Genomic DNA, 14,974 nt, shown 5'->3' with positions numbered 1-14,974 from the left:
CAGTTAATATTTATTTTGGTGTTCAGTTGACGATTTCGCCGTTTGTGCGGCGTGGTTTTGATAGGGGGAGAGAATGAGCATTCCGCTTCGGGATAATGCCATAGAAAACCAACAAAGTTTGGATGAATTCTCGATCAATTTTATTGGCAAGGCTCTGTTTTATTCAGACCAAACCATTGAGGGTGTCCAAAAGGAATTCGGTGTCGCTACACACCGCTACGAATCGATTTCTGCGATGCCGAATCCAAAACCACAAGACAATGGTCTCGGAAGAATAATAATTGTTGATCAGATGGCGACAGAAGACTTGCTGGCACGCTCTCAACAGTACCGTGACAGCGCGGGATCAGGCAGCGTCGTGTTTGCCTATCGCAAAGAAGATGCCGCGCGATACCTGTTCGACAGATGGAATCCTAAGGAACATGGCGACATCGGTTACCTGCCGATGAACATAGCACCTGATGCGTGGAGCTCTATTCTGCGGCTCTTGCTGCACGAAGAACTCTACCTTCCCAGTTTTCTGGTTCATTGCGTGTCGAACACAAATACATCTGCTCAAAAATCCCCACAGGTTTCTGGCGATCTGCATCCTTTGTACTCCAAGCTAACACGGCGAGAGAAACAGGTTTTGCAGTTGGTCTCGAAAGGTCAAAGCAACAAGATCATTGCATCGAACCTTGGGATCACTGAACATACGGTCAAATTGCACATGCACAACGTGGTGGGCAAAATCGGCGTCAGCAACCGAACGGCAGCGGCGCAGTTCTTTTTTGAGGTGGCCCCGGAAGAGGCGCAAAACGTGACTATTGACTGAAGATTTCGAGGCCCGCTTTGACCGTCTGATCCTGCTGGTTGGCAAGCTCAACTACATGTGGACCAACACGGAAAGCCTGCTGATCCATCTGATCGCGGGTCTAACACGTACGCACAAAGACGTAGCCGTAATTATCTTCTTGACGCTGAACACCACACGAGCGCGCATTGACCTGGTTGAACGGCTGGCTAAAATGGAGGGCCGCCTCCCGGACATTCGCGACCCGATATTGGAGCACACGCAACGGCTGTCCAAACTTTCAGGCATCCGCAACAGATACAATCATTGCATCTACTCTTTCGATCCTGACAGCGGGAACCCAAAGACAATCCTGATGCGGATCGCCGACAGAAAAACAGATATTCGCCTTGGTCGCGAAGACACCGTCGACGAAGAGGCGATGCAGGAAATCGAAAAAGTCGTCACCCAGTTGTCAGAGGCCAACCGAGACATCTGGCGACTGATAAACCAGCTGGGTTTTCCGGTATAAGAACGCAGCTGGTGCGGGCGGTGGGACTCGAACCCACACGGGCATACGCCCTTCAGATTTTAAGTCTGATATGTCTACCATTCCATCACGCCCGCACAGCGCGGGAGTTCGTCTTTGAACTCGGAAAAACCACTAATCCCATAATTCCACGAACACAATCCGTTTCATCATACCTGTATAAGGATTCCATGTCTGGAAAACGGCGACACAGCCATCCCTGCCAATCGATCAGTGTTAAGTCCCTCTAGTAAGCACCAGAAGGTCGCAGGCCAGTGGTAAAAGTAACCATATTTTCAGTAGAAATGGTGCCCCCACACGGACTCGAACCGCGGACCTACTGATTACAAATCAGTTGCTCTACCAGCTGAGCTATAGGGGCACTTGGTGTCGATTAATATCTCTGAACGGGGACTGCAACCCTCAATTTTTAGACGAACTCAGGTTATCTGAGTTTTCTTTGACACACGGCGCTATGCCGTGGTCCTCAGCCGTAGGTTTGACTGCCCGATGTTCAGCCTGTAACCCGGCAGGTGAGGCTAAAGATGCAAGGACAAGAACCAACTATGCAGGTCGCTATCCACGCCGGTGCCGCCTTTACAGACCATGGTCGACTTCTGTCGGCGCTGCAGGCCAACAACAAGGCGCTGGTGAAACATGGTGTCGCCTATTTTGGGCCGCGCAGATACCGACGCACGTTCAAACCTTCTTTCGACGCGCATTTCTCGGATTCGGTGACTTCAACGGCTGATGCAGTGTTGCGCAGCGCTCTTCCCGCGCAAGAACACATCCAACGCGCGGTTTTCACGAGCAGCGAGTTTGCGGGCGAGCAAAACCTGGCCCTTCAGGATGGTCAGCTCTATCCTATGGCGGGTCAGCGAATGGCGCTGTTGGAACACGTTTATCATGACCATGAAGTAGAGCTGCTCTTTGCTCTGAGGAACCCCGGCACCTTTATTCCGAAACTTTTGATGTCTCTGTCCGAAGCCGACCGGGCGCATATCATCAGAAATACGGATTTAAGCTGTCTCAGCTGGATCGGGATGGTGGATGACATCCGGGATCTTGCGCCCAGTGTCCGCATAACCTTGTGGTGTAACGAAGATACGCCACTTCTTTGGGGAGATGTCGTGCGCGCCACAGCAGGGTTGCCTCAAGGCACCGAACTAAATGGAGAGTATGACCTGCTGCTTTCCTTGCTGACCGAGGAAGGCGCACAGCTTGCCAAGAACGAGGCCTTGGCCGATCCGGATCTGCCTGACACCGAGGTCCGAGAAATTCTGTCGCAAATCCTTGAAGACCACGCGCACCCCGAAAAGGTTGAGGAAGAGTTTGAGCTACCGGGCTGGAACGCTGAGATTTTCGATGCCTTTTCCGAGCTATACGAGCAAGACGTTGCGCGGTTGGAAACAACCCCAGGGGTGCGGCTGCTTAGGCCCTGAACGGTCGCAAATTCGGCCGCCAGCAAACCTGCGCCTGACACCGACCATACTGTCAGTTTCAGACCGCTTACTGCATTAATTCAGGCACCGAAGACGGTTTCTCGGGATCGCCACGGGGTCGGTCCAATGCAATTCATTCGAACGCAATTCGCTTAGATGTAATTAAGCTTCTTGGTAATCCAGAACAGTATCTCTGCGAGCACTGAAATTGCCCCTGCCCCTTCGGTGATGACCAAAGCCGATCCAGATGCACCCAGCTTGGTAATCTCGGCATCGATGTTATCCGGAATGTCCACGATTACGATGTACTCGGATGATCCGGTGAGTTCCCTCAGAGATGGCAGACCGGATCTTAGATCCAATGCACCTTCACTGGTGGCTGGGGGGATATCCCGTATTGTTGCCTCAAATTCTTCTCCGGGTGCGCTTCTTAGCGCGATTCGAATGGTGTCTCCGATGTGGACGTTCTGAAGACTGCTAAGGGGCAGCGTCGCAATAAGAACCCGATCACCGGGCACAACGAAATTTATCGCGCCCTGCAGCGTTGTGACACGGTTACCCGGACGCAGCGATAGCCCGGTTACCATGCCATCCGCAGGGGCTCGAACAACGGTCTGCTCAAGCGTCCATTGGGCCCGGGCCAGCATATTTTCAACCTCGACAACACCCACATCAACCCCACTCACTTGAGCCGCAATTCGGCGTTCAAGGCTGGCTTTACGTGCTTTTGCCGCGCGCAAACCGGCTTCGAGCTGTTCAATCGTGGACACAGCTTCCTGAAGTGCGAATTCCGAAGTTGCGCCACGATCCGCAAGGCGGATGATATCGTCACGGCGCGCCGCGCCAAAGGAAAGTTGAGCCTCAAGCGACGCGATATCTGCGTCAGCTGCATCAAGATCATGGCGCAATTGATCGGCGGCTGCCTGTGCCGAAGCCAGCGACGCCTCTAGCCGCGCAACCTCTGCGGTATATTCGGTGTCATCGATACGAAACAAGACGTCGCCAGCCTTTACGGGCTGATTGGCTTTGACCGCGACTTCAACCACTGGCCCAGACACGTTCGGAGCGATATTGATGACGGCACCTTGAACAGAGGCCACACCAGACGGGGTCGTATGGTTCAGCGCCCCGATCACCACAAGCGCAAGTATCACACCGCCGCCGTAGATGACTGATTTAGATACAGCGTTCCACGGCAAAAGCTTGAGCTTGGAAAAAACAAGCCACGCGATTCCAAAGTACAGCCCTAGGACAATCAGCATATCTATGCGCCTTTTCTGTTTGAGGCTTCGTAATAGCCTTATTTTCGCGCCGATCCCAAACGCGGCTCACATCAAAACCTCAGCGGGGCGTCAGCACGCGAGTTTTGCACCAATAGTTCGACCCGCAGAGTGCATATCGCTGACCAAATCCGAATTGCCGATGTTCCAATCAAGGTGGCCGCACCCAAAAATCAGGTCCCAAATTTTGATCCGGCAATCGAATATCACACCTACTTGCCGGATCAGATCGCTGTCGCCTCTGGCAATGCCTGAGGTGAACGGCGATGCCCGTCGAATCCCCGGAGGCGCCACTCTGAGGTAATGGAGGCCGCCAAAACCAATCAAATGCCCATCCTGCGTGCGCTTAAATCATATCCGACCGAGCCGGTGAAGACGACCGATGTTGCGTCCGTATCTGCGGTTGAGGGGGGCTCTCGGCTGATCTCTGCAATACCCCCACATCCTCGGAACAGTGTGTGCACCTGCCCGATCACATGTTTGAAATAAATCTTCAACGCGACGCTCCAGTACTCTCCGGCTTTGTTGGCCACCTATAGGCTTCGGCGGATGAGATCTGAATAATTGAAGAATTCGGACAGGTGTAGTTTCATAGGGCGTGTTACTGTTACACTTACCCTCTAAGTATATGCAAAAAAACAATTAACTTAAACATCAATACACAAGGGGAAAGCCAAAAGCAGTCAGAATTGGCTGACAATCAAATGGCAAATCCCGTTCAGCGGGTGACATCCCAAAAGGCATTTGCATGGGCAGACGGTCTTAAGGAGTTTTTGGCAGACTATTTAGGTAAACGGCAGGGTACATGGTGCGCCATCTAAGACGGCGCGAAACCCGTACCCTACGCGGATCAGCTCATGCCCAGCGCTTCTTTGTACATTTCCAACACCGCTTCTTCTTCTGCGATGTCATCTTTGTCCCGTTTGCGCAGCGCAATCACCTTGCGCATGACCTTGGTGTCATAGCCGCGCGCCTTGGCCTCTGCCATGACTTCTTTTTGCTGCTCCGCGATGTCTTTCTTTTCAGCATCCAAACGCTCGAACCGTTCAATGAACTGGCGCAACTCGCCCGCGGTTACGCGATAATTGGCGGAGGCCTGATCTTCGGTCATATCTTCCATCTACGTCTCTCCCAGAGGCTGCGTTCGAATGCTTATGAAACGGCTCCAAGCCGGATACATCGCCTCTGCACCCTCCGCAAGCACACAATCCCCCATCGGACTTGTCTGATGAGGGGTGATCCGATAAGCGCAGTGGAAATCTGCTGATTTAAGTTGGGAACTATGTTCGAAATCATCACCTGGGGCGGTGCCGCCCTTTCGCTTGCCGGTCTGCTGGGCTTAGTCTGGTGCATTCTGCGTGTGATGAAAGCGCGCAAGTCTGGCCTTTCGGACGATGAACTGCGCGCTGTGGTTCAAGGTGTTCTTCCGTGGAACCTGGCCTCGTTGTTTCTTTCGGTGCTGGGCCTTATGCTTGTGATCCTCGGGATATCGTTCAGCTAAACCTGTGCCTCAAACGGGCAAGTTATCGAACTGGGCTTCCATTGCGTCTTCGCACAAAGCAGCGTCCAGACGCCGTAGACGCGACGGGATGTGCATACCCTGCTGTCGCATACGGTCGATAACCTTGGTTACACTGGGCTGCAGAGCCAAACGCGTTTCAAGGCAGGCGCCTTTCAGCCTTTCTTCCAGTTGTTCAGCTTCGGAATACAAATTAACTGTCGACATTGCCATCCTCCCAAATGCTGTCTGACTACCTTGATATAGGTACCATTTTAAGACTTGCTGATCTTAGACTGCCGATCCGCGAAAAACTGCCTGTGTGTCCTGTGTATTTGGCAGGTTTCAGCGGATTGGTTAAATTCTACGCCAAATTGATCTGACCTGCCTTGACCAGCATCAAGTCACGAACTGTTGATTGCCATACATTCCGCAATTGATATACGAAAATACAGGGCTGACGGAGGGAAAAATGACACCCAAGGTAAAGGCGTTTTTTGATACTGATACGTTCACGGTCTCATACCTTGTGCAGGAACCCGAAGGCCTGTCCTGCGCGATTATTGACAGCGTCCTGGATTTTGACCACGCCTCTGGCCGCACTGCCACCACCTCAGCCGGAAAGATCGTAGATTATGTTCGCGAAAACGGACTGAAGGTCGAGTGGATTCTGGAAAGCCATGTTCACGCGGATCACCTGTCCGCGGCACCGTTTCTACAACAAGAATTGGGCGGCAAAATTGGGATCGGCGACCAGATCATCACCATTCAGGAAACCTTTGGGAAAATATTCAACGAAGGGACCGAATTCCAGCGGGACGGCAGCCAGTTTGACGCGCTGTTCCGCGAAGGTGACAGTTTTCACGTCGGACAAATGCGCGGGGATGTTTTGCACACTCCGGGTCACACCCCAGCTTGCCTGACTTATGTCTTAGGGAATGCCGCATTCGTTGGCGACACGTTGTTCATGCCGGATTTCGGTACGGCCAGATGCGACTTTCCCGGCGGATCATCCGAAACGCTATATAGCTCAATCCAGAAAATCCTGTCGCTTCCGGATGAAACCCGTGTGTTTGTCGGCCACGACTATAAAGCGCCGGGCCGGGATGAATATGCATGGGAAACCACAGTCGGAGAGCAGAAGGCCCTGAACGTCCATATCGGCCAGGGTCGCCCCATTGAAGAATTCGTAAAGATGCGCGACGCGCGTGACGCGACCTTGGGCATGCCGCGCCTTATCCTTCCCTCTCTGCAGGTCAATATGCGGGCGGGGCAAATGCCGCCTTCGGACGAAAATGGCGATATTTTTCTGAAGGTTCCGCTGAATAAGCTGTAACTCAAAACCCGACCCGAAAAAGGAATGACGATGTACACCGAATGGACTTGGGGACTGGCCGGTGGTTTGATGATCGGGCTGGCGGCCGCCATCTATTTGCTGGGGAACGGTCGCGTTATGGGGGCCAGTGGCATACTTGGCGGGTTGGTCGATAACTCTGATCGTTCGCATGAGCGGTTGGCCTTTGTCGCCGGCCTTGTCGGCGCACCATTGCTGTTGAGCCTGTTTATGTCGCCCGCCCCGCAAACGCATCTGACCGGCAATCTGACAGTCGTCATATTGGCGGGTCTTCTGGTTGGTGTCGGCACACGCCTTGCAAACGGATGTACATCCGGCCACGGAGTGTGCGGGATATCCAGATTTTCGCTGCGCGGCATCACGGCCACAATAATCTACATCGGCGCCGGGGCGGTGACATTGGCCGTACTGCGTCACATGTGGGGGCTGATTTGATGCGCACGATGATCTCGCTTTTTTCAGGCGCGTTGTTCGGCACCGGTCTGTTGATCTCCGGCATGACGGACACAACCAAAGTGCAGGGCTGGTTGGATTTCTTCGGACAGTGGGACCCGACCCTTGCCTTCGTAATGGCAGGCGCAATCCTACCCATGCTGATAGCCTGGCGACTGACACCGCATCGTCAGCCGCTCACAGGGGGCCAATTTCCCGTGATGTCATCGCCTGAACTGGATCGACGCCTCATCGTTGGATCAATGATGTTCGGCATGGGATGGGGCCTGTCGGGCCTGTGTCCGGGTCCTGCGATTGCGTCAATTTCCTATGGCGGCCTTGGCGGTGTTGTTTTTCTGATCGCGATGAGCGCTGGAATGTTCGCTGCCCCGACGCTTGGTGCACAACTGGACAGGGCGGCCAACCCGGCCTAAGCAATTGCCATGGAGATTCGACCAATTACCCCCCGCTACGCCGTCTCGCCGCAAATCACGGTCGAGGACGTTCCAGCCATCGCCGACGCCGGTTTTGTCAGGGTGATCTGCAACCGTCCGAATTCCGAAGTGCCGATGGACATGCAATCTGATGCGATTGGTCAGGCCGTACGTGCGGCCGGACTGGAATACGAAGTTCTTGAGCTTACGCATCAGACGATGACACCGGAAAACGTCGCGCTTCAGCGAGAGTTGGCCGAAAGCTGCAGTGGACCGGTTCTGGCTTATTGTGCCTCGGGTACGCGATGCTCTGTTGTCTGGGCCCTGGGTCAATGCGACCGGATGAGCACAGACGACATTCTGGATGCAACCACCAAAGCGGGCTACGCGCTGGAAAACCTGCGTCCGACTCTGGATCAAATTCGAAACTCGGCTGGCTGACGCCGTTTTATCCCGCTGGACCTGGGACATCGCCTAGCCCGGCCAGCTTGGATATCTCGGCTGCGATTGCATCCGAGTCGCCCAAATCAAGATCATGACCAAGTGTTCCTGTTTCAACGGGATCAATCGGCGTCACATCCATCAGTTGTTCGGCTGACGGCCCCATCTTTTGGGTTGGGGTGTGTGCCTCCAGAAACTCCGTTGTATCCGCGTCAGAGATTGACAAGGCGTTCTCGTATTCGTTCAAACGAACCGCGCGCATCCCTCCGGTCTGCCCCAACCGCCCAACGGCTGCGCAAAAACGATCGATTGTCAGCACTTCGGCTTGGTCAAGTTTGGCACCAACCAAAGGTAGAACGTCATCCACCGTCAACGCAGACAGGGACGCAAATGGCAAGGACATACGGCAGATGACGGTGTTCAGATCGGCCCGCAGAACGCCGGATGCTTGCTCAAGGTTTGGTCCAGCGGGCTGTTTTTCTACATCGTCAAGGTCCTGATCTTCATCTACAGCGGGTAGAACGAACGATATCTGACCTTGTCGCACTCCACCGGCCAGTTCGACCGTCAGGTCAAAGACGTCATATGCATCCTCGACCAGAGTCAGGCCCAATGTTCGCAGATTCTGCAGCCGTGCCTTGAATTCGTAGCCTGTAAGCCGCGCCTGATCCCCCTTGGCCTCAACCACTTGTACTGCGCGAGACAACACTTGCTCGACCCACGGCGAGACCATTGCGGCATCAGTGTCCGTGAATACACGCACAGATGGTGCGTCAGCCATAACTTCACCAAAGGTTTGCACCTGTACGATCGCCGAGACGACACCGACGTCCAGACACACCGCAGCTTGCCTTTCATCTGAGGTGGCGAATACCAGCATTAACCAATCGTCACCGATACTCTCTGGCAGAGTATCAGGCGCGCGGCAGGATTGCTTTGCCCCTATGACAGACATTGGCAATTGCAGCCCATCCGACGCCACCCTTGCACAGGTCAGACGCAAAGCACGCAAAACCGAACGCGGCCTGTCACCCTGATCCCCCTGTGATGCAGAAAGCTTTCGCGCTAAAGCTGTGCTATCCGGTTGCGCCATGCCCCAAAACCGCCATTCATTCCCATGTCAGGTTCAAGGTCTAACCCAGCGCGGGTTACGAATTTCTTTATGACAGGGTTATTGAGCCGCCTGGCGATAAGCGAGCGGAACTCTGACACGGAAGGCCGCCCCGCCTTGTCCGGGCAAGTAACTGATTTCCCCACCAAGGCGCTGCATGATCTCGCGGCAGATCGCCAGACCCAAGCCTGCCCCTCCCGCCTTGTCACCGCCCACGCGTGAGAATTTTTCGAATACCATCGATCGCGCCTCGGGCGGGATGCCGCTGCCGTTATCCGCAAAGTCGATCACAACCTGCCCTCCGACATCGTGCGCCGAAATGGTCAGGACAGGATCATCCGCATCGCAGTATTTCTGGGCGTTTGAAATCAGGTTGATAAATACTTGCCCCAAACGGTCCAGATCAGTGTGCAAAGGCAGACGCTCAGCCGCCCGAGAACGTTTTACGGTCAACGTCTGGCTGGTTCCGGCCAATGCACTTGAGACGGCCCGATCAAGCACCGAGCGCAAAGTGTCGCCGCCCATATTCAGGTTAACCCGACCACTTTCCAGCACGCTCAGATCCAGCAGATCATCCAGCAAACGCGTCAACCTCAGCGCTTCATCATGGATGATCGCGGCATAGCGGGTTTGTTCGTCAGCGCTCAACTCTTCTGTGTCACGCATGATTTCCGAAAACGCCCGGATAGAAGTCATCGGAGTCCGTAACTCGTGACTTACCTGGCTGAGAAAGCTGTCTTTTTGTTCGGATATCTGGGTCAGCTTGGTATTTGCTTCGCGCAACTGGCCTGCTGTCCGGGTCAACTCTGCCGACTTCGCTTCCAATTGGCTGGAATATTCCAGCAATTGCGCGGACTCGTTCGCAACAGCCAACAGGTCTTCGACCGAGACCGACGATCCGCCCACAATCTGGCCGATCATGGCGTGTGCGGTCGCGGCACCAACAGAACCGCTCAGCTCTCTTTCGAGACGCTCCAAAAATGCAGGCGTCGGTTCTGGCAGACGCGATCTGCCACCTTGCCGTTCGGCCTCGGCCTGGAAGAATTCCTGTGCTGGCCCTGTCCCCAGAATACGCTGGGTCATGATCATAAGATCTTCGCTTTGCGCCACGGATCCCGTCCACCCGCGCAAGGCTACGGAATGGTCGAACACGTTGACAAACTGCGCACCTTGCAGACGCTCAAGCGGGCTTGGAAAGCTGAGAAGCGATGCTACGCAAAACGCGACCGTGTTCAGGGAAAGCGACCACATGACGGAATGTACCAACGGGTCCATACCCTCGATCCCGAACAGCGCTTGGGGGCGCAACCACTCCAATCCAAATGGGCCGTTTTGAATGACAGCTTCAGACATCAACGCGCCGCCCATACCGGGCAAAAGCAACGTGTAAATCCACAGCAAGAAACCAACCGTCAGCCCGACCAAGGCCCCGGTGCGGGTAGCGCCGCGCCAAAACAGGCCACCGACCAACGCGGGCAGAATCTGTGAAATCCCGGCGAAGGCCACAAGCCCGATAGAGGTCAGGGCCGCGCCGCCGCCGGACAGGCGGTAGTAGTAGAAGCCCATGGCCATGATGACGGCGATAGAAATCCGGCGCGCGACCAGAACAACGTGGCGCACATCCCCCGAAACAGCCCCCGTCCCTTCCTGCGTGCTTAGCCAGATGGGCATGACCACATGGTTGGAAACCATGGTGGACAGCGCCATGGCGGTAACGATCACCATCGACGTCGCAGATGAAAACCCACCGATGAAGGACAGCATCGCCAGCCATTCGGCATTCTGAGACAAGGGAACCGTGAGGACAAACAGATCGGGGTTTGATCCTTCGGGTAGCAAGTCCAGCCCCACCACAGCGATTGGGACAACGAACAAGCTCATCAGCAAAAGGTACAGCGGGAAGGCCCACGCGGCGGTTTGCAGATGGGTCTCGTCCGCGTTTTCGACGACCATCACCTGAAACATGCGCGGCAGGCACACAAAAGCTGCAGCGGACAGGAAAACCAAGGTTGTCCACCGGCCAGCATCCACATTCCACTGACCTATTTCCGATGCATCAATGCGGTCCATCGTGGGACCTATTCCACCGGCGACACCCCAAACCACAAATATGCCGACGGCAAGCAGAGCAAATAGCTTCACTACCGATTCCAATGCGATTGCAGTGACAACCCCGTGGTGCCGCTCGTTCGCGTCCAGATTGCGTGTCCCGAACAGGATGGCAAAGATCGCAAGACCTGCCGCCACCCAGAAAACACTGGACCCTTCCTGATAAAGCCCAGTGGGATCTGCTTGGGCAAAAATCGAGAAGGACAGTGTAATCGATTGTAATTGCAGCGCGATATAGGGCGTGCCACCCAATACGGCCAGAATGGTCACGCAGATCGCCAGCGTATTGGATTTGCCATAACGCGAAGAGATCAAGTCTGCGATAGACGTCACACGCTGACTGCGGCCGACACGAACCAGTTTGCGCAGACCCCACCACCAACTGATCATCACCAACGTTGGACCAAGGTAGATCGTCACGAACTCCAACCCTGAACGCGCAGCGTTACCGACCGCGCCATAAAACGTCCAGGCGGTGCAATAGATGGACAAGGAAAGCGTATAAATCAGCGGAGATCGCAACCAAGCGCCCCGCCCCGATGCTGCCAAGCGGTCGGCTGCAAAGGCGACGCCAAACAAAAGCACGACGTAACCCAAACAAACCAGGATCAGTAGGTTTAGCGTTGCCATTGGTCCGAATCCGGATCGGCATCATCCCGTGCGGCCATGCGTCCTGCTGCAAAGCCGAAGGCAAGGCTGAGCAAAATCAACAAGCCCCAACAGGCAAAAATATAAAGTATTGCCGAAGACAGCGCGACACCGTCATCAGGGGAATCTGAACCGGGCCAAAGCAATGGCAAAGCAATCAGGGCGGACCCCAGTATCGGCAATAGTCGCGCCGCATCGGTCAGACGCCGCCTGCGATAACTCTGGCGTTCCAAAAACAGCGAAGGCCGAACACCCGGGGGCTGTCGATCTTCGCCGTTGCTCATGACCGGCTCGCCTGTGCATGCAGGTCACGTACGGCCGTCAGAACCTCGGCGTTTGAAAACGGTTTGGTCATGAAACGACTGACACCTGCATTTTCGGCCATTTCACGGTCGCGAGATTGACCACGCGCCGTCAGCATAAGAACCGGCAGCGTTTGCATGCCATCCAACTCGCGCAGGTCACGCAGAATCTCCATCCCGTTTTTACCCGGCAACATTACGTCGAGTATAACCAGATCCGGGCTGGCGCTTTGAATGACCTGTACCGCGTCCGTCCCCTCGGCATGTGTTTCCACCTGCCAACCCTCACGCGTCAGCAAAAACCGAATGGCCTCGGCTATGTTCGGCTCATCCTCGATTAGCAGAACCTTACGGCTCATATGAATTATTCCTCCCCGTGACGGGCTACCCATCCGTATACCTGTCTGGCATAGCTTACGCCGTCTGTCAGGAAAGTGTCAAAAACCTTCGCTTAGAATTGATGGCTCTCGACGAGAGGCGCAGTCGCTATTTGGGCAAACGCGGCAACTTGGCCCCACATGGGCAATGTTTTGGGCATCTTGACTGCCCTCTTCCACGGATCGAACCAGCATGACAGAGCGATAAACGGGCGCATCATCGAACCCGGAAACCGTTTGCGGCCACGCATAGGCGAAGCAATCAAACTCGGCCGCAGACCGACCCAGTTGAACAATGCGCCGACGAATGGGCACCAAAGGCCGATTCAGCGCCTGAAACAAGGGCCACAGCGGACAGGCCTCGCCAAATCGCGGCATAGCAAACCCAGGCACAGATTTTGAAAACAGAATGCTGCCGGATGCATCACATACCACCAAACCGGTGGGACGCGACAACACACCATCCGGAAGTGCAGCCAGACGTCTTAGCACCGTCGCCACATCTACCCTAAAATGAGCGGCCAGTTTCAGCGGGTCAGGTTCCGCGCCTTCCAAGGCCGCTGTAACCGCGTCCAAAGGCATGGCTTTCGCATCCTCGGCATAGGTTTTCAGCAAGTCTCGGGTCACGGTTTTGACCGCGGCAGAGTCCAGTTGGCCCAGATCGACCTCGTCACTATCTGCTCCGGCTTCGATTTCGGGAAAATGATGGCCATGCTGCTCGAAAAAGGCTTCGACATCTTCAAGTGGAACTCCGCGCCGATCCTCCGCAGTTTCCGAGTCGTCCAAATAGGTCACCAGCGATTTGGAACTGTCAGCCAGACGTTCGGCATCCTGATGCAGGTTGCGATGGAACCTGTCCTGCCATTCCGGTTCAATCTCTTGCGTATCGGCCAGAATCGCTGCGGTAGAGCGGATCGCAGCCGCTGTTGACAGAACTTCGTGCATGGATGCCGCCAGATGTGGGTCATGCGTTAGCCGGTCCGACAGGGTTTCCACCGTCCGCTCCAACGACACCACACGCCGGTGCATCTGCGCCAAAACCCCTGCCCATCCGGGAAAACGGCCAGCAAACTCTTCCAAAGCGTCGACTTCGGCTTGTTGTCCGACCGCGTCGGCAGCGGCTTCGCGTAGGGCAGAAATCAATGTTGCTTCAATACCTTGCGTCAGCACCGATGGCTCCACTGCCAAAGCCGCTGCGATATCGACAAGCAGTTTACCACCAATCCGGCGGCGGTTGTGTTCGATCAGATTGAGGTACGATGCTGAAATACCCACCTGCTGCGCCAGAGCGGACTGCCGCATACCGGCAATCTGGCGGCGCTCTCGTATTCGGCTACCAGTCAGCGTGTCGCGCAAAATCCTGCCTTTCGTCAACTCGGGTTCGTAAAGGTAGACTATAATTTATTTTCAGAACTATTGATATATTTCTGTTAGTTAAAAGGCAGTTTTCAGGTCAAGTTTACACCATTAACAGACATCGCTTTCCCCACAACGCTCACCCACGATCTCGATTGGTGACTAATTTACCGACCGGCCCCTTCTCATTCCGCGCAAATCCCTGCACGATAAAGGGATGAGTGATACCGCATTCGAATACGCGCCAATCGGGCTGGTTGAGCTGGAAAACCGGATCATCCGGCGCTGCAACTTGCAGTTCGCGCGCACTTTCGGGGGTGACGAAGCGGACTACCGCAATATGCCCTTGCTGCATTTGTATCCATCAGTGGCAGATTGGGAGCGGATCGGCGAGCGCAGCCTGCAGGTGATGCGTGATACCGGGTATTACACCGACGAACGGGTTATGCGGCGCCGAAATGGAGACCTTTTCTGGTGTCGCGCGCGTGGACGGTCACTGACTCCGGACGATCCTTTCCGGCACGGAATCTGGAGTTTCTCGGACATCTCTGAAGAACGCCCGCTGGTCGAGTTGACCAAGCGCGAACGCGACGTAGCGATCCTGTCCTGCCGGGGTCTGTCTGCAAAGGAAATTGGCGTCGAATTGGGGCTAAGCTACCGCACGATCGAAGCCTACCGCGCACGTTTGCTGGAAAAATTCGGCGCGCGCAAACTGCCTGAACTGGTTGCGAAACTTTCCGGAATGCCGCTTTGACCCTGCCACCCCCTAGAAAACTTGGCTAAACCCCTGCCAGACAGGGCCAGACGCGCTTTTCATGGGAAGGCGCATAGCTTATAACGCTGCGTAATTAGACCAAAGCCCACACAGAACAGATGGGCCAAAGGGGAA

Annotated in this window: 19 protein-coding genes and 2 tRNA genes; 10 read left to right on the top strand and 11 right to left on the bottom strand. The window is 55.0% G+C overall.

Annotation, left to right across the window (positions count from 1 at the left end; genetic code table 11):
- The first annotated feature begins 73 nt into the window (after positions 1-73).
- Together ACR0BD_RS04430 and ACR0BD_RS04425 are read left to right on the top strand one after the other, a co-directional pair.
- Positions 74-814 carry a helix-turn-helix transcriptional regulator gene (locus ACR0BD_RS04430; protein ID WP_480829085.1) on the top strand — a complete coding sequence of 247 codons (741 nt, stop codon included), beginning with the start codon at positions 74-76 and terminating at the stop codon, positions 812-814.
- Positions 807-1,304, top strand: coding sequence for a hypothetical protein (locus ACR0BD_RS04425; RefSeq protein WP_480829083.1), 498 nt, complete (start codon positions 807-809; stop codon positions 1,302-1,304). Before ACR0BD_RS04430 ends, ACR0BD_RS04425 begins: the two co-directional genes overlap by 8 nt.
- 9 nt (positions 1,305-1,313) lie before the next feature.
- Here the strand turns inward: ACR0BD_RS04425 and ACR0BD_RS04420 are convergent.
- A tRNA-Leu gene (locus tag ACR0BD_RS04420) sits at positions 1,314-1,399 on the bottom strand.
- 208 nt (positions 1,400-1,607) lie between these two features.
- Positions 1,608-1,683 (bottom strand) — tRNA-Thr (locus ACR0BD_RS04415).
- Between the two features lie 163 nt (positions 1,684-1,846).
- Between ACR0BD_RS04415 and ACR0BD_RS04410 the strand changes: the two genes are divergently transcribed.
- Positions 1,847-2,743: a hypothetical protein gene (locus tag ACR0BD_RS04410; RefSeq protein WP_480829082.1), complete on the top strand. Its 897-nt coding sequence runs from the start codon at positions 1,847-1,849 to the stop codon at positions 2,741-2,743.
- Between the two features lie 152 nt (positions 2,744-2,895).
- Here the strand turns inward: ACR0BD_RS04410 and ACR0BD_RS04405 are convergent, their stop codons facing one another.
- Positions 2,896-4,005 carry an HlyD family secretion protein gene (locus ACR0BD_RS04405; RefSeq protein WP_480694459.1) on the bottom strand — a complete coding sequence of 370 codons (1,110 nt, stop codon included), beginning with the start codon at positions 4,003-4,005 and terminating at the stop codon, positions 2,896-2,898.
- A gap of 129 nt (positions 4,006-4,134) precedes the next feature.
- Between ACR0BD_RS04405 and ACR0BD_RS04400 the strand changes: the two genes are divergently transcribed.
- Positions 4,135-4,278, top strand: coding sequence for a hypothetical protein (locus ACR0BD_RS04400; protein WP_480707043.1), 144 nt, complete (start codon positions 4,135-4,137; stop codon positions 4,276-4,278).
- Between the two features lie 68 nt (positions 4,279-4,346).
- Here the strand turns inward: ACR0BD_RS04400 and ACR0BD_RS04395 are convergent, their stop codons facing one another.
- Positions 4,347-4,556 carry a hypothetical protein gene (locus tag ACR0BD_RS04395; protein WP_480694461.1) on the bottom strand — a complete coding sequence of 70 codons (210 nt, stop codon included), beginning with the start codon at positions 4,554-4,556 and terminating at the stop codon, positions 4,347-4,349.
- 317 nt (positions 4,557-4,873) lie between these two features.
- Positions 4,874-5,143 carry a DUF2312 domain-containing protein gene (locus tag ACR0BD_RS04390; protein WP_480694463.1) on the bottom strand — a complete coding sequence of 90 codons (270 nt, stop codon included), beginning with the start codon at positions 5,141-5,143 and terminating at the stop codon, positions 4,874-4,876.
- Positions 5,144-5,305: 162 nt separating this feature from the next.
- Here ACR0BD_RS04390 and ACR0BD_RS04385 point away from each other — a divergent pair, with 162 nt between their 5' ends.
- Positions 5,306-5,524: a hypothetical protein gene (locus ACR0BD_RS04385; protein WP_480694465.1), complete on the top strand. Its 219-nt coding sequence runs from the start codon at positions 5,306-5,308 to the stop codon at positions 5,522-5,524.
- A gap of 9 nt (positions 5,525-5,533) precedes the next feature.
- Here ACR0BD_RS04385 and ACR0BD_RS04380 read toward each other — a convergent pair whose 3' ends face one another.
- Positions 5,534-5,749, bottom strand: coding sequence for a hypothetical protein (locus ACR0BD_RS04380; RefSeq protein WP_480694467.1), 216 nt, complete (start codon positions 5,747-5,749; stop codon positions 5,534-5,536).
- A 244-nt stretch (positions 5,750-5,993) separates the two neighbouring features.
- Here ACR0BD_RS04380 and ACR0BD_RS04375 point away from each other — a divergent pair, with 244 nt between their 5' ends.
- Genes ACR0BD_RS04375 through ACR0BD_RS04360 form a run of 4 tightly spaced genes read left to right on the top strand, consistent with a single transcriptional unit; the run spans position 5,994 to position 8,182 of the window.
- A complete protein-coding gene (locus tag ACR0BD_RS04375) occupies positions 5,994-6,857 on the top strand; it encodes an MBL fold metallo-hydrolase (RefSeq protein WP_480694469.1) in 864 nt (287 codons plus the stop codon).
- 30 nt (positions 6,858-6,887) lie between these two features.
- The gene (locus ACR0BD_RS04370) at positions 6,888-7,310 is read left to right on the top strand and encodes a YeeE/YedE family protein (RefSeq protein WP_480829405.1); all 423 of its coding nucleotides are present in this window, start codon (positions 6,888-6,890) and stop codon (positions 7,308-7,310) included.
- Positions 7,310-7,741 (top strand): DUF6691 family protein, encoded by a 432-nt coding sequence (locus ACR0BD_RS04365; protein WP_480829080.1) that lies wholly within the window; start codon positions 7,310-7,312, stop codon positions 7,739-7,741. Before ACR0BD_RS04370 ends, ACR0BD_RS04365 begins: the two co-directional genes overlap by 1 nt.
- Positions 7,742-7,750: 9 nt before the next feature.
- Positions 7,751-8,182, top strand: a complete 432-nt coding sequence (locus ACR0BD_RS04360) for a protein tyrosine phosphatase family protein (RefSeq protein WP_480829079.1) — start codon at positions 7,751-7,753, stop codon at positions 8,180-8,182.
- Between the two features lie 7 nt (positions 8,183-8,189).
- Here ACR0BD_RS04360 and ACR0BD_RS04355 read toward each other — a convergent pair whose 3' ends face one another.
- The 5 genes from ACR0BD_RS04355 to ACR0BD_RS04335 all read right to left on the bottom strand — a co-directional run bounded on the left by ACR0BD_RS04355 (position 8,190) and on the right by ACR0BD_RS04335 (position 14,088).
- Positions 8,190-9,275 carry a FliM/FliN family flagellar motor switch protein gene (locus tag ACR0BD_RS04355; RefSeq protein ID WP_480829078.1) on the bottom strand — a complete coding sequence of 362 codons (1,086 nt, stop codon included), beginning with the start codon at positions 9,273-9,275 and terminating at the stop codon, positions 8,190-8,192.
- A gap of 78 nt (positions 9,276-9,353) precedes the next feature.
- Positions 9,354-12,032, bottom strand: a complete 2,679-nt coding sequence (locus tag ACR0BD_RS04350) for an ATP-binding protein (protein ID WP_480829077.1) — start codon at positions 12,030-12,032, stop codon at positions 9,354-9,356.
- Entirely contained in the window at positions 12,020-12,334 is a 315-nt protein-coding gene (locus ACR0BD_RS04345; RefSeq protein WP_480694479.1) for a hypothetical protein, read from the bottom strand. Before ACR0BD_RS04345 ends, ACR0BD_RS04350 begins: the two co-directional genes overlap by 13 nt.
- Positions 12,331-12,711: a response regulator transcription factor gene (locus ACR0BD_RS04340; protein WP_480829076.1), complete on the bottom strand. Its 381-nt coding sequence runs from the start codon at positions 12,709-12,711 to the stop codon at positions 12,331-12,333. Before ACR0BD_RS04340 ends, ACR0BD_RS04345 begins: the two co-directional genes overlap by 4 nt.
- 78 nt (positions 12,712-12,789) lie before the next feature.
- Entirely contained in the window at positions 12,790-14,088 is a 1,299-nt protein-coding gene (locus tag ACR0BD_RS04335) for a short-chain fatty acyl-CoA regulator family protein (protein ID WP_480829403.1), read from the bottom strand.
- 214 nt (positions 14,089-14,302) lie between these two features.
- On the opposite strand from ACR0BD_RS04335, the gene ACR0BD_RS04330 reads away from it, so the two are divergent.
- Entirely contained in the window at positions 14,303-14,839 is a 537-nt protein-coding gene (locus tag ACR0BD_RS04330; RefSeq protein WP_480694483.1) for a helix-turn-helix transcriptional regulator, read from the top strand.
- Positions 14,840-14,974 lie beyond the last annotated feature (135 nt).

It is taken from the genome of Ruegeria sp. G5 (genome assembly GCF_056533365.1).
The sequence above is the reverse complement of the archived record's forward strand: the minus strand, read 5'-3'. Positions and strand labels throughout refer to the sequence as shown.

Bases quoted from the DNA above. Each gene is read 5' to 3' on its own strand.
- ACR0BD_RS04365 (WP_480829080.1), top strand. From the start codon at position 7,310: ATGCGCACGATGATCTCGCTTTTTTCAGGCGCGTTGTTCGGCACCGGT.
- ACR0BD_RS04405 (WP_480694459.1), bottom strand. From the start codon at position 4,005: ATGCTGATTGTCCTAGGGCTGTACTTTGGAATCGCGTGGCTTGTTTTT.
- ACR0BD_RS04380 (WP_480694467.1), bottom strand. From the start codon at position 5,749: ATGTCGACAGTTAATTTGTATTCCGAAGCTGAACAACTGGAAGAAAGG.
- ACR0BD_RS04390 (WP_480694463.1), bottom strand. From the start codon at position 5,143: ATGGAAGATATGACCGAAGATCAGGCCTCCGCCAATTATCGCGTAACC.
- ACR0BD_RS04350 (WP_480829077.1), bottom strand. From the start codon at position 12,032: ATGGCAACGCTAAACCTACTGATCCTGGTTTGTTTGGGTTACGTCGTG.
- ACR0BD_RS04430 (WP_480829085.1), top strand. From the start codon at position 74: ATGAGCATTCCGCTTCGGGATAATGCCATAGAAAACCAACAAAGTTTG.
- ACR0BD_RS04360 (WP_480829079.1), top strand. From the start codon at position 7,751: ATGGAGATTCGACCAATTACCCCCCGCTACGCCGTCTCGCCGCAAATC.
- ACR0BD_RS04355 (WP_480829078.1), bottom strand. From the start codon at position 9,275: ATGGCGCAACCGGATAGCACAGCTTTAGCGCGAAAGCTTTCTGCATCA.
- ACR0BD_RS04345 (WP_480694479.1), bottom strand. From the start codon at position 12,334: ATGAGCAACGGCGAAGATCGACAGCCCCCGGGTGTTCGGCCTTCGCTG.
- ACR0BD_RS04410 (WP_480829082.1), top strand. From the start codon at position 1,847: ATGCAAGGACAAGAACCAACTATGCAGGTCGCTATCCACGCCGGTGCC.
- ACR0BD_RS04375 (WP_480694469.1), top strand. From the start codon at position 5,994: ATGACACCCAAGGTAAAGGCGTTTTTTGATACTGATACGTTCACGGTC.
- ACR0BD_RS04330 (WP_480694483.1), top strand. From the start codon at position 14,303: ATGAGTGATACCGCATTCGAATACGCGCCAATCGGGCTGGTTGAGCTG.
- ACR0BD_RS04370 (WP_480829405.1), top strand. From the start codon at position 6,888: ATGTACACCGAATGGACTTGGGGACTGGCCGGTGGTTTGATGATCGGG.
- ACR0BD_RS04340 (WP_480829076.1), bottom strand. From the start codon at position 12,711: ATGAGCCGTAAGGTTCTGCTAATCGAGGATGAGCCGAACATAGCCGAG.
- ACR0BD_RS04385 (WP_480694465.1), top strand. From the start codon at position 5,306: ATGTTCGAAATCATCACCTGGGGCGGTGCCGCCCTTTCGCTTGCCGGT.